The following is a 13,001-nucleotide window of genomic DNA, read 5'->3' as shown; positions in this document are numbered from 1 at the left end:
CGGGGGTCGGCAGGACCGAGGGCGGTCGGGGTCAGCCCCGCAGCGCGGCGGCGAAGAGCGCGGGCAGTTTCGTCAGGCTCGGCGCCGCCGTGAAGCGGGTGAGGCGCTCCACCGTCGACAAGGCGGTGCGGTGGGTGACGAAGTACGGCGGGCGCGGGGACAGCGAGGGGTCGCCCGTGAACAGACCTCGCGGCGCGGGGGTGAACGGGGCGCGCAGCACGGTCTTCTCGATGTCTTCGAGCATGAACGCGTTGTGCACGAAGCCGATGCCGCTGCCGATGTCCTGGCGGTTGTGGCCGGGGAACGCGCCCCAGGGGGTGAAGCCGAGGAGGAAGCCGACGCCCGACCAGCAGTTGACGCCCAGGGTGCCGTAGCGCAGATCGGCAATGGCGGTGCGCACCGTCTCCCGGTGGGCCTTCTCGGTCCTCGGGTGGACGATCAGGGTGGCTCCGAGGGTGCCGGGCAGGGTGTCGTTGGCGAAGTCGACTGCCTGGCGCAGGAATTCGGCCGGGGTCGCGCCGGGCAGGCGTACGACGCCCAGGGCGCTGCCGAAGACCTCGTCGGTGATGAGGACGTCGTCGTGGTGGTCGGTGATGTCGGGGACGAGCAGCCGGCAATTGTCGCCGTGCGTCTCCGCCTGCGGGTGGGCCTCGCGTACCGCGGCGAGACGGCCTGCGGCGCCGGGGTAGTAGTCGGTGCGCGGGGGTAGATCGCGCAGTACCCGCCGGATCTCGTCGAGCAGCCGCTCGGTGCCGTCCCAGTCGCGCGGCAGGACCAGGAGCTGGCTGGCGATGCAGTTGTGGCCGGAGTTGTTCATCTTGCTGGTGACGGTGTGCTCGGCCTGGAAGCGGAAGTCGGCGTCGCTCCACGGGCCCGGCGTCACGATGCACGGGCTGACGCCGCCCAGTTCGCTGCTGAAGGGCTTGGCGATCAGGGGGAGGTCGTCACGGCGGCGTTGTTCCGCGTCCTCGTCTGTGCCCCAGACGATGGCGTCGTGGGTGCGGTCGCTGCCGGTGACGTGGATGGTGTCAATGCCGTCGTGGCGGGTGAGATAGGCGCCCTCGGCCGCGCCGCCGTCGACGAAGCGCACCCAGCACCGTTCGACGAACTCGGCGAAGACGTACTCGAAGTGGGGGCGCAGATAGGCGTTGACCGGGTTCATCTTGGCGATGACGACCTGGCCCTCGGCGTAGAGCTTGTGCAGGATGTCGAGCGCGGTGATGGCGGCGACGTTGCCAGCGCCCAGCACCAGGGCCACGGCCGGGTCTCCCTGCCTGCCCCGGTACTCTCCCGCGGCGCGCTCCCGCGCCTGCTCCGCCGTGACGCCGGGGCGCATCCACACCTGCGCCCGGAACCCGTTGAGCAGCAGGGTGTCCCAGCCGGTGGCGGGGAATACGTCCACGTGGGTGCGGCTGTTCTCCTCGTGGACAGCCTTGGCGTCCAGCGGATCCCTGCCCGCTGCGATCCGGCGCAGGACGTGCAGCAGCGCCGCGGTGTTCTGGACCAGGGCCCAGGGGCCACCCATCCAGTCCTCCGCCGCCCAGGGGGAGTCCGGTCCGTACCCCTTCGCCCGGGAGCCCGCAGCGGCCATCTCGGCCGCACGCGCGATGACGCGCGGCTGCAACCGCTCCAGGAGAGCCATGCGTTCGGTGAGCGGGGTGGTGGACCAGGACTTGGCGTTGCCGCGTACGTCGGCCACGGTGCGGTCCAGGAAGGAGGTGTCGAGGGCGCTGGAGTTCAACGTCGTCCCTTGCGGAAGGTCGGGAGTGGGAAGGGCGGGGCGGGGCCTGCCCCGTGCGTTCAGCAAGAAACAGGGCCCGTATGTGTCGTCACACAGAGAGCAGGCGGGCGTCGCGGTCGGGGTTGATCAGCGTGACGGCGGCGGTTCCGCCCACCAGGAGCAAGGCACCGGTGATCAGGACCGCGTACTGGTAGCCCACCGCTCCATGGGTGTCCACGAGGCTGCCGATCAGCGTCGGGGCGATCAGACCGGCGGTGGTCACCACGGCGTTCATGATGCCCAGGGCGCCGCCGCGACGATTGGCAGGAGCCAGCTCCATGATGGTGGTGGCGGCGATGCTGCCCATCGCCCCGGCGAGGCCGACGGCGCCGACCAGCAGCACGACGGTCACAGCACCGGCCGGGGCCACGGGCAGGGCCAGACAGGAAACACCGGAGACGAGCAGAAGGGCGCCGCCGACCCCACCGCGGGCCCACCGGCTCGCGATTCCGCGGCGCAGCATCCATCCGGTCAGGCCCGCCTGTCCGAGCACCAGGATTCCGCTCAGACCCCAGAACAGCATCAGCAGCTGTGTCGACACGGCCGAGGAGTAGCCCAGCCCGTCACGGAGGTAGGAGGGGAGCCACACCAGAGCGAAGGCGATCACCCAGTAAGTGCTGAAGTAGCCGATCGTGACTCCGATCCAGGTGCGGGTCGCAAGGATCCGGCGGTACGGCATCTTGGGCTGTGCCTGGCCCGAGGCCCCGGCCCCGGTCCCCTTGGTCGCCCCCGGCCCGTCGTCGCAGGCCGCCTCGGCCGGGGAGTCGTTGTCCGACGTGGTCGCGTACGGTCCCTCTCCGCCGAAGGGAATCCACAGCAGCGTCCACACCACGCCGACCAGCGCCACCGCGGCAACGGCCGAGCGCCAGCCGTGATGGTTGATCAACCACGTCAGCACGGGAGCGGCGACCAGGACCCCCAGCGTGATCCCCAGGACGATCAGCGCCCCGGGCAGGTTGCGCCGGTGGTTGGGGAACCAGGACAGGGTCGTCTGCTGGGCGACCGGGTAGGCAGGCCCTTCGGCGGCGCCGAGGAGAACACGTGAGGCGATGAGCACCGCGAGCCCTCCGCCGACGGCCAGTGGCGCCTGGGAGACGGACCACAGAACGGCCATGATCAGCAGCAGCCATTTCGGCCGTACGCGGTCGGCGAGCAGCCCCACCGCGGCACCGGAGATCGAGAACAGCAGGAAGAACGCGCTGCTGGCGAGTCCGAAGGCCGATGCGGACAGGCCGAGGTCCTGACGGATCTCCTCCGCGGCCAGACCGAGCACGGACTTGTCGGCGAAATTGATCATCATGAAGACGACGAGCAGCGCCGTGACGATCCACGCGCGGCGTCGCGTTCTGCTCGGCGCCTTCGGGGGGCCGGCGGGCACAGCGGGTGCGACGTCGGTGTCGGTCACAAGGGCTCCGCGGAGACTTGATGGGGAGAGGAGGAGGGGCCGGGAGCTCGATCAGGAGAGCGGGACACCGGCGATGGCGATGCGCTCCATGACACGGCGCTGCGGGAAGTAGTCGTTGATCGCGTAGTGCTGGGTGGCGATGTTGTCCCAGATCGCGACGGAGCCCGGCTGCCAGCGGAAGCGCACCTGGTACTCGGGGATACGGGCCTGCAGGACGAGCTCGCCCAGCAGTTCGCGGCTCTCCACGTCCGACAGGCCGACAATCCGGGTGGTGAAGGGCTCGTTGACGTAGAGCAGCTTGCGGCCGGTGCGCGGGTGGCAGACGACCACCGGGTGCTCGACGGCCGGCAGGTTCTCGCGATGCGCGGCGAGCTGGGCCTCGGTCATCAGCGATCCCCAGCTGGGCACCCAGTCGTGCACCGCGGTGAGGCCTTCGATGCGGTCCTTCATGGTCTCGGTGAGGTTGTCGTAGGCGGCCGCCATGTCCGCCCACATCGTGTCGCCGCCGGCGGACGGGACCTCAACGGCGCGCAGGACGGAGCCGAGTGCCGGCGCGGCCATGAACGAGTGATCGCTGTGCCAGATGTTTTCGGTGCCCATGGCCATGGCGTCCTTGGCCAGACGGGAGACTCCGGCGGTGTTGCCCTTGGGGAAGAACGGGTTGGCCTCCGGCCTGCCCCACAGGCCGGAAAACGTGAGCTGGGACTGCGGGTCGAAGCCGTGCTGGTCGCGGAAGAAAAGCACCTTCCACTCCAGCAGGGCCTGCCTGATCTCCTCCGCGACGTCCTCGCCGATCGGGAGAGAAAGGTCGACGCCTTGGATCTCGGCGCCGATGTGCGGGGTGAGCGGGCAGATGTCCAGGAGCCGGTAGTCGGGCTGGGACGCGTCCGGCGCGAGGCGGTCGAGCGTGCGCTTGCCGTAGTGCATCAGCGGCTTGTCGAGGGCGGGGGCGGGGGTGGTGACGGCGCTGTCCATGAGATTCCTCCGGAACGAGGTGCTGGCGTGGCCCTAAAATCGTTACCGGCAGTATCGCTATTAGGGCATGGGGAGGCAAGGGACCTGACGGAATGAAATGTGGAGCCCGAAACCGCGACCGAAGGCCGTCAGTCGCCCGGGCCGACAGCGCGTGCGACGAGATCGACCAGGGTGTCCACGAAGCGGGCGTCGGGCATCTCCTGCTCACCGATCAGCCGGAAGATCAGCGGTGCGGCCACCAACGTGGCCGCCGCCCGGACATCGGTGTCCGGGCCCACGTCACCTCGGTCGATCCCGCGTTCGAGAATGCGCCTTGTCTCACTCGTGATCCGCTCGGTGTACTCCGCGTACTGACCTCGTACCGCGCCCGCCTCGGCCGCCGCACCGATGAAGCCCGCGATCAGCCGGTCCGTGCCCGGCAGCCGGTAGGCCTCCAGGCGAGCAGTGAGCACGAAACGCAGCTCGGCCCGGAAGTCACCCAGATCAGGCACCGACAGGACACCGAGACGGGTCTCCGCGGCCGCGATGATCAGATCCTGCTTGGTGGGCCACCGCCGATACATGGCGGGCTTGCTCACCCCGGCGCGGGACGCGACGGCGTCCATCGTGACCGCCCCGATCCCCTGCTCGGTGATCAGGTCCACGACCGCGGTCAGGACGGCTCCGGTGACCCGCTCCTCGCGTGGGCGCCCCGGCCCTCGTACGGCCCCGTCCCGCTGCATACCCACCATGCCCAGAGCCTACGGTCTCCGCCGGACCGGCCGGAACGCGGTGAGCTCGTCGACCGGAGCCTACGAGGGGTGCTGGCGCCCCGGTCGCCCCGATCCGTCGGCCCGTCGCGAACGCCCGACGCCGGCCAGGCCGCCATGGCCTGACCCGCGTCGAGATGCCGCTCCGCGAATCTTTCGAGTGCCCCGCTACTGCGTGCACCCCTCCTGACCGGCGGCCAGCGTCGCGCAGGCAGTGGCCTCGCCCGCGTCCTTCACGGCCACCATCGGCGTGTACGCGATGGTGTCGCCGACGGCGGTGATCGTGCCGGTCTCCTTCGTCTTGCCGACCTTCACCACCACCTCGTCCCCCTGCGTGGCCTGCGTGACACGCCCCCACGCCGCACCGCACGTCTTGCTGTAGCGCACCTCGACCACGGCCGTGCCGACGGTCGCGGTCTTGGCGGTCGTCACGAGGTCACCGCTGCACCCCATGCTCTCCGCGTCCTTGCCGGTGCAGGAGTCACCGCTGCACTTGACGCCGGCCGGCAGGTCGGGGTCGGTCGTCGCGGACGGAGAGGGCGAGTTGGCGGCCTCGTCGCCCTTCTGCCCGCGGCCGGCATCGGTGAAGAAGAACACCGCCGCGATCACGACCAGCACGCCGACGACCCCCGCGAGGAACATCGTCAGCCGCCGCTTGCCACCGCCACCACCAAAGGACCCGCCTCCGGGACGGGGGCCCTGCGGGGGCTCGCCGTACGGCTGGGGCGCCCCCTGCGCCCACCCCGACGCGGCGGACGCCCCGGACGTCGCAGCCGCCCCGGACGCTCCCGACGGCACCGCCCCCGACGTACGGCCACCCGTCGCCGGACCTCGATACCCCGCCAACCCCCACGAGTTGCCCCCGGAGTCGGCGTCGCCCTCCCGGACGCCACCTCCGCCGGAGTCCCGTACCGGCGCGTCCCGTACCGAGGAATCGCGGACCTGGGAATCCCGGACCGAGTCCCGTACGGAGGAATCCCGCGCCGGTGTATCGCGAACCGCGGAGTCCCGCACCGCCGAATCCCGCACCTCGGGCGCCGTCGGCTGTGCAGGCACCGGCGGCACCGTCGGTGCCACGCCTGCCGGACCCGCGATGCCGGGCGTCGCCGTCGCGCTCCCGCTCTTGCGCGCCGTCCGGCCCGCCTTCGCGCCCTCCTTGGCGCTCGCCGGGGGCGCCCCGAACTCGCTCAGCGCCGCGCGGGCCTGGGAGATCCGGATGGCCTCCATGGTCATGTCGTGGCGCATCTCCGAGCGGCTCCAGGCCCGTTCGGCGAGCTCCCACATCGTCGTCACGTGAACCGGATTCGTACCCGTGACCTCGGCAAGCGCCACGATCGCGCCCTTGGGCGCGAGCAGCCGCCCGTTCAGGTACCGCTCCCAGGACGTCTTGCTGTATCCCGTGCGGTCGGCCAACGCCGCGATGCTCAGACCGCTGCGGTCCACAAGCCGGCGCAGCTGGCTCGCGAACTCCCTGACCTGCGGATCGAGTTCATCCGGCAAGGCCCTCCAACGAGGCATTGCTTCCCCCTCTTCCCCCCGGTTCGTGCTGGTGTTTCTCGCGTTCCCCCGCGCGTGGTGCCCTCTGCCGAGTCCCCGATGTGGCTACCCACAGGGATGCGCCCAGTAAGGATCTCAGTTCCCGGGGTGGGGGCGCACGGGAGCATTGGGACCGTGGGCATGCACCGTTGCACGCCCATCGAATGGCATCCAGTGTTCCACCGGCGACCCTCCTCGGCCGACGCAACCCTGGTAGTAAGCCCTTGCCAACACGTGGGACGACCCCGATGCGTCCCGGACGACCACGCTAGCCCGCCCGTTGAACGACTTCCTCGCAAATGCGCGAACTTGTCAACACATCGACACATAGAAAGCACATAAACGATCACCCCCGTCACAGGCGCCGCATTCAGGCAAGCCGGACGCGACAGTCCCACCGGGCTCACCCCAGCGCAAGGGCCCCGATCAGCGCCGTCAGGACCAGAACCACGGCGAGCACGACGGCGGCCACCAGCAGCCAACTCGACGACGGCTCCGGTTCCTTCGGCGGCGCGTCCCACCACGGCAGGGTGGGGTCGTCCTCGTAGTCCTCGCTGAGGTCGTCCTCGTAGTCCTCGCGCTCCTCGCCCGCCTCACGCGGCCCGTGCATCCCGTGCGCCCCGGGCTCCACCTTCGTCGGCATCACCGCAGGCTTCGGCCATGCCTGTACGGCCAGTTCCCACCGCACCCCGAAGCGCTCCGCCTCGTCCCTGCCGGTCCCCGCCACGCGGCACAGCGCGACGACCGCCTGCCTGGGCGGGGGCTGGGTGGCGTTGAGGTAGCGCTGCCAGGAGGACTTGCTGTACGCGGTACGCGCGCCCAGCGCGACCAGGCTCAGGCCCGTGCGGTCCTTGAGCTGCCGCAACTGCTCCACGAAGTGCCGCACCTCCGGCGGCAGATCGCCGGGCAGCGGCTGCCACGCACCCATCGCTCACCTCCGAACGAGATCCGATCGGGTGACGACACCGGGCGGCGCATTGGTTCCCGACGTAGCGGAACGGTCACTTCCGTGCCACAGCGCACTGACAGGCGTTGAACAGCCCCTTCGCCGTGCCCGAGGGTTGACGCAGACGGCGGCCCGTCCTTCCTCGGGGGAGAGGACGGGCCGCCGTCGCGCCGAGTGGCCTTCGAGGCCGGGAGGCCTCAGCTGTCCACCGTGAAATGCAGGGCGTCCTTCAGGAACGGGATCTTCAGCCACGGGTCCGGCTGCGCCATCAACGCCAGCAGCACGATCACGAGGCCCAGCACGCCGTACGTCACTATGTCGGTGAAGCGGGAACGTACGGCGAGCATGCCGACGCTCGGCAGGAGCCACCGCAGCACCGCGCCGACCAGCAGGGCGCTGCCGATCACCAGGGTGCCGACCCGGAACACGTCGAGCGCGGTGATCAGCAGACCCACCGCGACCATGCCCAGCACCAGCAGGACCGGCCACTGCCGGGCGGGCGCCGGGGCGTCACTGGGAGCGGCGCGGCCGCCGCCCTCGGGACGTGCCGTGTCCTTGGTGAACAGCGGGAAGCGGCGGGTGGTGCGCCGTGGCGTACCCTCCGCGTCCGGTGCGCTCACCGGATCCCGGACCTCGATCTCCTCGACGTCCTCGATCTGCTGCGCCTTGCCGACGCCGCCCTCAGCCGACACTGCGCTCCGCCGCCTCGACCACGTTGACCAGCAGCTGCGCCCGCGTCATCGGGCCCACGCCACCGGGGTTGGGGGAGATCCAGCCGGCCACCTCGGCGACGCCGGGGTGGACGTCGCCCACGATCTTGCCCTCGGCGCTGCGCGAGACCCCGACGTCGAGGACGGCGGCGCCGGGCTTCACGTCCTCGGGGCGGACCAGGTGGGCGGAGCCCGCGGCGGCGATGATGATGTCCGCACGCTTCAGGTGTGCGGACAGGTCCCGCGTGCCGGTGTGGCACTGGGTCACCGTCGCGTTCTCGCTGCGCCGGGTCAGCAGCAGCGGCATCGGCCGGCCGATGGTCACGCCGCGGCCGACGACCACGACCTCGGCGCCCTTGATCTCGACGCCGTACCGGCGCAGCAGGGTGAGGACGCCGTTGGGGGTGCAGGGCAGCGGGGCCGGCTCATTCAGGACGAGGCGCCCGAGGTTCATCGGGTGGAGGCCGTCGGCGTCCTTGTCCGGGTCCATGAGCTCCAGGATCCGGTTCTCGTCGATGCCCTTGGGCAGGGGCAGCTGGACGATGTAGCCGGTGCAGGCCGGGTCCTCGTTCAGCTCGCGGACGACCGCCTCGATCTCCTCCTGCGTCGCCGTGGCGGGCAGTTCGCGCTGGATGGAGGCGATGCCGACCTGGGCGCAGTCGCGGTGCTTGCCGGCGACGTACTTCTGGCTGCCGGGGTCCTCCCCGACCAGGATCGTGCCGAGGCCGGGCGTGATGCCCTTCTCCTTCAGCGCCGCCACGCGGGCGGTCAGATCGGACTTGATCGCGGCTGCGGTGGCCTTGCCATCGAGAATCTGGGCGGTCATGACCCCCATCCTCCCGGATGACGCCCTCGGTGTTCCAATCGGACGCCTGACCCGTGACGCACATCGCCCTTGCAAGATCCCGAAGATTGCATCTGCACAACAGGTTCCGCCTCAGACTGGACAAAATCGCACGGTACCTAGAACGATGAACGGCGCAGTTTCGCGGAACGTGTTCGGGGGGCAAAACCGCTCAAATCGTGAAGTTCCTCCGCGCAATGCCGCATCGTCCCCGCATTCGCAACGGAGGAATCCGGCCATGAGTTTCGGCTCGCCCAACCCACCTTACGGTCAGCCGCAGGACCCGAATCAGGGCTATGGGTACCCCCAGCAAGGACAGCAGCCCGGTTACCCCCAGCCGGGTCAGCCCCCCTACCCGCAGGGTGGGGCCGGTTACGGCTACCCGCAGTCGCCGCAGGGCGTGCCCCCGCAGGGCGGTTACGGCTATCCGCAGCAGCCGGGTTACCCCGGCGGTTCGGGCATGCCTCCCCGTGTGGCGTCCATGGGCCGCCGCTTCGGTGCCCGGCTGATCGACGGTGTGGCGTTCACCGTCATCTACATCGTCCTCGCCGCCGTCGGTGTCGCGGGCTCCTTCAGCGCGGCCAACGAATGTGACCCCAACGCCGTCGACTACAGCTCCTGCGTGAACGACGCCAGCTCCGACATCGTGGCCTCCGTCGGCGCCGTGTTCGGTGTCTTCGCGGTGATCGGCCTGCTGTACGAGTGGCTGATGGTCGGTCTGGTGGGTGCCACCCTCGGCAAGATGGCCGTCGGCCTGCGGGTCGTGAAGGCCGACACCGGCCAGAAGCCCGGCCTGGGCTCCTCGTTCATCCGCTGGATCATCCCGATCGTCGGCAGCCTGGCCTGCGGCATCGGCCAGCTCCTCGTCTACCTGTCCCCGTTCTGGGACAAGTCGGGCCGCCAGCAGGGCTGGCACGACAAGGCCGCGAGCACCATGGTCGTACAGAACTGACCTCACCCGAGGTTCCGTTGGGCGGGAATCACTTCACGCCAAACACAGCCGATGGCCGTGTCTCACTCGTACGAGGGGGGCACGGCCTCGCTGTGTCGCCCTACTCTGACGTGGGTAGCCGTCAGGCACGGGGAGACGCACCTTGTACAGCATCATCGTGGTACCTCCGCCGACCACGGAGGACGAGACCGAGCGCACCCAGCTCCGGCTGGCGCCCGGTGAGCGGCTCGGCTTCGGCCGTTCCGCCTCCGACAACGACCTCACGATCGCGCACGACGGGGTGTCCCGCAGAGCCGGTGAGATCACCGCGCAGGGCGCCTTCTGGATACTGAGCAACCTCAGCCGTGAGCAGACGTACGTCGTGGAGAACCCGGAGGGCGCGGGCGAGCACATCAAGGTCGGGCCGGGGCGCCTCGACGCGCCGATCCCCTTCGAGTTCTCGCGGATCGTGCTCCCGGCGGCGGGCGATCTGCTGCCGATCGAGGTGTGGGCGCCGCGCCACGACTACCTCAGCTCCGAGGGCGGACTGGACGGCGCGACCACCGCCCCCGCTTTCTCGGTCGACCGCACCAAGCGCTACTTCGCGGTCCTGGCCGCCCTGTGCGAGCCCCGGCTGCGCGGCGAACCGCACGCCCCGCTGCCCACGGTCGACCAGGTCGTGGACCGGCTGCGCCCCAACTGGCCCGCCGCGTCCCGCACTTCGGTCCAGTGGAACATCGACTACCTCGCCGTGAAGCTGCGGCTCAAGCCCGGCCCGGAGACGGCGGACACGGGTCCGCGGCTCAACGGCAAGAAGGAGTCGCTGGTCTCGCTGGCGCTCCGGTTCGACCTGGTGCGGGAGGACGATCTCGTCGTCCTGCGCGAGTCGTCGCCGCCAGCTCCCTCGCTCTTGGCTTCGTCCGCGTCGGCGTCGGCGTCGGCGTCGGCGTCCGGCCGGGTGGCCCGGTGACCGAGCCGTACGCCGTGCCGGTGCCGAAGGGGTACCGGGTGGGCGTGTGGGAGGTGCGGGAGCCGATCGCCACGGGGGCGTTCGGGAGTGTGTACGAGGGCAGGCGCGTCGGAGACGACGATGCCCTGCCGAAGACGGTCGCCCTGAAGTTCCTGCCCACCGGCACCGGCACCCCCCGCCAGCTCACTCACCTGCGCGAACTCATCGAGCGCGAGGTCGAGTTGCACCGCCGGCTGAAGCAGCCACGGCTGATCCGGATGTACGACACCCTCACCGTCGACGACCCGGCCCGTCCCGCCCTCGACGGCGCCACGATCCTCGTACTGGAGAAGGCGCAGGGCTCCCTGTCCGCGCTGCTCACGGCGGAGCCGCGCCCCGCCGCCGGGCCCGTCCTGCTCGCGCAGATCTGCGAGGGGCTGGCGCAGCTGCATCACGCGGGCTGGGTGCACGGGGACCTGAAGCCGGCCAACGTGCTGCTGATGAGGGACGGTTCGGCCCGGCTCGCCGACTTCAACATGGCGGCGGAACTGGAGGGCACGCACGCGTACACGCCCGCGTTCTCGACGCCCGACTACACGCCGCCGGAGCTGCTCTGGTCGGAGATCGGCGAGCGCGGCCGCCGTATCCGCCCGTCGGCGGACGTCTGGGCGTTCGGCGTGCTGGCGCATCTGGTCCTCACCGGCTCCTTCCCACTGCCCGGCGCCACCCCGTCGACCCGCCGCGACGCTGCCGCCGCCTACGCGCGCGGCACCGATGAACTGCGCCTGTCGCCCGAACTCCCGGACGTCTGGCGGGAGATCGTGCGGGACTGTCTGACCCGTACGCACGGCGACCGGATCGACACCCAGGCGCTGCTGCGGCGGGTGGGCGCCGCGGCGGGCACGGGCAGCTCGCCGCGCCTGCCGCGGACGCTCCTCCCCCGCCGGCGCTCCCGCCGTACGACGATGCTGACGGCCGCGACCGCCGTGGTCGCGATGGCGACCCTCGGCTACGGCGTCAGCAGCTGGGTGGACACCGGCGCCGACGGCGGCGGAAGCGGGGCCGGCGGGCCGGGGCGCGAGACCACGAGGGTCACGGCCGCCACCTACGGCGCCTCCGAACTCCGTACCGACAAGGGCGTCCCGGTGGCCTACCGCCGCCTCATCGTCGACTCCGCCCACGACTGCGTCCGGCCCGAGGTCACCCCCGCGCTGATCGCCGCCCTGCTGAAGGCGGAGAGCGACTTCGACCCGGACCTCTCCGACCCGTCCGTGGGCAAGGAGGGCGAGTACGGCATCGCCCGCTGGACGCCGAGTCTGCTGCGCTGGTGGATCCGCGCGGACGGTGTCCCGGCGACTGAGACCCCCGAGCCTCCCCTCACGCCGGCCCAGTCCATCCCCGCCGTGGGCCGCTACCTCTGCTACATGGAGCCGCTCCTGAACCGGAGGGGCCTCTCCGGCGACCGCAAGGTGCTGCTGGCCGCCGCCTACCGCACCTCGACCAAGGTCGTGAACGACGCGGGCGGAGTTCCCCCGAAGTACCGCGACTACGCCACCCGCGTCGCCCACTACCTCAAGGAGTACACGCCGCCCGCGAAGAAGGGACCCTGAGAGTTCTCAGGTACCGCTCGGGGCCGGTCGGCGCCACGGTGTTCCTGTCCACCAACGGGGGTGGCAATTCCGGAGGGACACCGACCATGAAGCGCATGCTCGCCTCGCTGGGAGCCGTTGCCGTACTCGCCACGGGCGCCGTGGCCCTGACGCCGGCGGGGGCTTTCGCGGCACCGAACGGCTGCTGGGGCAGCGGGCCGAACAACTCCCGCTACTGCCACAACTACCAGGGCGGCAACGTGATGTTCAACGGGAACGTCGCGGGCTGGCTGAACGCGGGCGACAACTGGTTCGTCTGCCAGAAGAAGTTCCCGGGCCAGGAGAACCCGCCGGTCGGCGACGCCCGCAACGACTGGTGGCTGTGGACCCAGGCCGACACCAACGTCAGCAACGGCGGCTGGGGCTGGTTCCCCGCCAACAAGGTGTCCGGCGGCGTGAACTACGGGGCGATCCCGGGTCTGCGCACCTGCTGAGCGCCTGCTGCCGGCACGCGCAGCGGCCTCCGGCTCCCTCGGGGGAGGGCCGGAGGCCGCTGCGCGTGCCCGCGTTTGTCAGGCAGCGACCAG

The 13,001-nt window shown here is 70.8% G+C and carries 12 protein-coding genes; 4 read left to right on the top strand and 8 right to left on the bottom strand.

From position 1 onward, the window contains the following. Positions 1 to 31: 31 nt before the first annotated feature. From AB5J55_RS26055 to AB5J55_RS26020, 8 genes are all read right to left on the bottom strand, one after another. A complete protein-coding gene (locus AB5J55_RS26055) occupies positions 32 to 1,741 on the bottom strand; it encodes an aldehyde dehydrogenase family protein (protein WP_369272956.1) in 1,710 nt (569 codons plus the stop codon). 88 nt (positions 1,742 to 1,829) lie between these two features. Next, positions 1,830 to 3,185 carry an MFS transporter gene (locus AB5J55_RS26050; RefSeq protein WP_369272955.1) on the bottom strand — a complete coding sequence of 452 codons (1,356 nt, stop codon included), beginning with the start codon at positions 3,183 to 3,185 and terminating at the stop codon, positions 1,830 to 1,832. Positions 3,186 to 3,236: 51 nt separating this feature from the next. Continuing rightward, positions 3,237 to 4,160 (bottom strand): TauD/TfdA dioxygenase family protein, encoded by a 924-nt coding sequence (locus tag AB5J55_RS26045; RefSeq protein WP_369272954.1) that lies wholly within the window; start codon positions 4,158 to 4,160, stop codon positions 3,237 to 3,239. A gap of 128 nt (positions 4,161 to 4,288) precedes the next feature. Beyond that, entirely contained in the window at positions 4,289 to 4,891 is a 603-nt protein-coding gene (locus AB5J55_RS26040; protein ID WP_369272953.1) for a TetR/AcrR family transcriptional regulator, read from the bottom strand. A gap of 186 nt (positions 4,892 to 5,077) precedes the next feature. Then, positions 5,078 to 6,409 carry a DUF2690 domain-containing protein gene (locus AB5J55_RS26035; protein ID WP_369272952.1) on the bottom strand — a complete coding sequence of 444 codons (1,332 nt, stop codon included), beginning with the start codon at positions 6,407 to 6,409 and terminating at the stop codon, positions 5,078 to 5,080. A gap of 439 nt (positions 6,410 to 6,848) precedes the next feature. Continuing rightward, positions 6,849 to 7,373, bottom strand: coding sequence for a helix-turn-helix domain-containing protein (locus tag AB5J55_RS26030; RefSeq protein WP_369272951.1), 525 nt, complete (start codon positions 7,371 to 7,373; stop codon positions 6,849 to 6,851). Positions 7,374 to 7,588: 215 nt separating this feature from the next. Continuing rightward, positions 7,589 to 8,083 carry a DUF3017 domain-containing protein gene (locus tag AB5J55_RS26025; RefSeq protein WP_369272950.1) on the bottom strand — a complete coding sequence of 165 codons (495 nt, stop codon included), beginning with the start codon at positions 8,081 to 8,083 and terminating at the stop codon, positions 7,589 to 7,591. Beyond that, positions 8,073 to 8,927: a bifunctional methylenetetrahydrofolate dehydrogenase/methenyltetrahydrofolate cyclohydrolase gene (locus tag AB5J55_RS26020; RefSeq protein WP_369272949.1), complete on the bottom strand. Its 855-nt coding sequence runs from the start codon at positions 8,925 to 8,927 to the stop codon at positions 8,073 to 8,075. Before AB5J55_RS26020 ends, AB5J55_RS26025 begins: the two co-directional genes overlap by 11 nt. Positions 8,928 to 9,183: 256 nt before the next feature. Here AB5J55_RS26020 and AB5J55_RS26015 point away from each other — a divergent pair, with 256 nt between their 5' ends. The 4 genes from AB5J55_RS26015 (at position 9,184) to AB5J55_RS26000 (ending at position 12,908) form a co-directional block, all read left to right on the top strand. Continuing rightward, complete coding sequence (locus tag AB5J55_RS26015; protein WP_369272948.1) at positions 9,184 to 9,897, top strand: RDD family protein; 714 nt, start codon at positions 9,184 to 9,186, stop codon at positions 9,895 to 9,897. A gap of 142 nt (positions 9,898 to 10,039) precedes the next feature. Next, positions 10,040 to 10,846 (top strand): FHA domain-containing protein, encoded by an 807-nt coding sequence (locus AB5J55_RS26010; RefSeq protein WP_369272947.1) that lies wholly within the window; start codon positions 10,040 to 10,042, stop codon positions 10,844 to 10,846. Beyond that, positions 10,843 to 12,435, top strand: coding sequence for a protein kinase (locus AB5J55_RS26005; RefSeq protein WP_369272946.1), 1,593 nt, complete (start codon positions 10,843 to 10,845; stop codon positions 12,433 to 12,435). Before AB5J55_RS26010 ends, AB5J55_RS26005 begins: the two co-directional genes overlap by 4 nt. Before the next feature lie 86 nt (positions 12,436 to 12,521). Further along, positions 12,522 to 12,908 (top strand): hypothetical protein, encoded by a 387-nt coding sequence (locus AB5J55_RS26000; protein ID WP_369272945.1) that lies wholly within the window; start codon positions 12,522 to 12,524, stop codon positions 12,906 to 12,908. Positions 12,909 to 13,001: the final 93 nt, after the last annotated feature.

Origin of the sequence: Streptomyces sp. R11 (genome assembly GCF_041051905.1) — a bacterium.
Taxonomy (GTDB): Bacteria; Actinomycetota; Actinomycetes; order Streptomycetales; family Streptomycetaceae; genus Streptomyces.
Note: the sequence above shows the minus strand (reverse complement) of the source record. Positions and strands in the feature narration are given on the sequence as shown.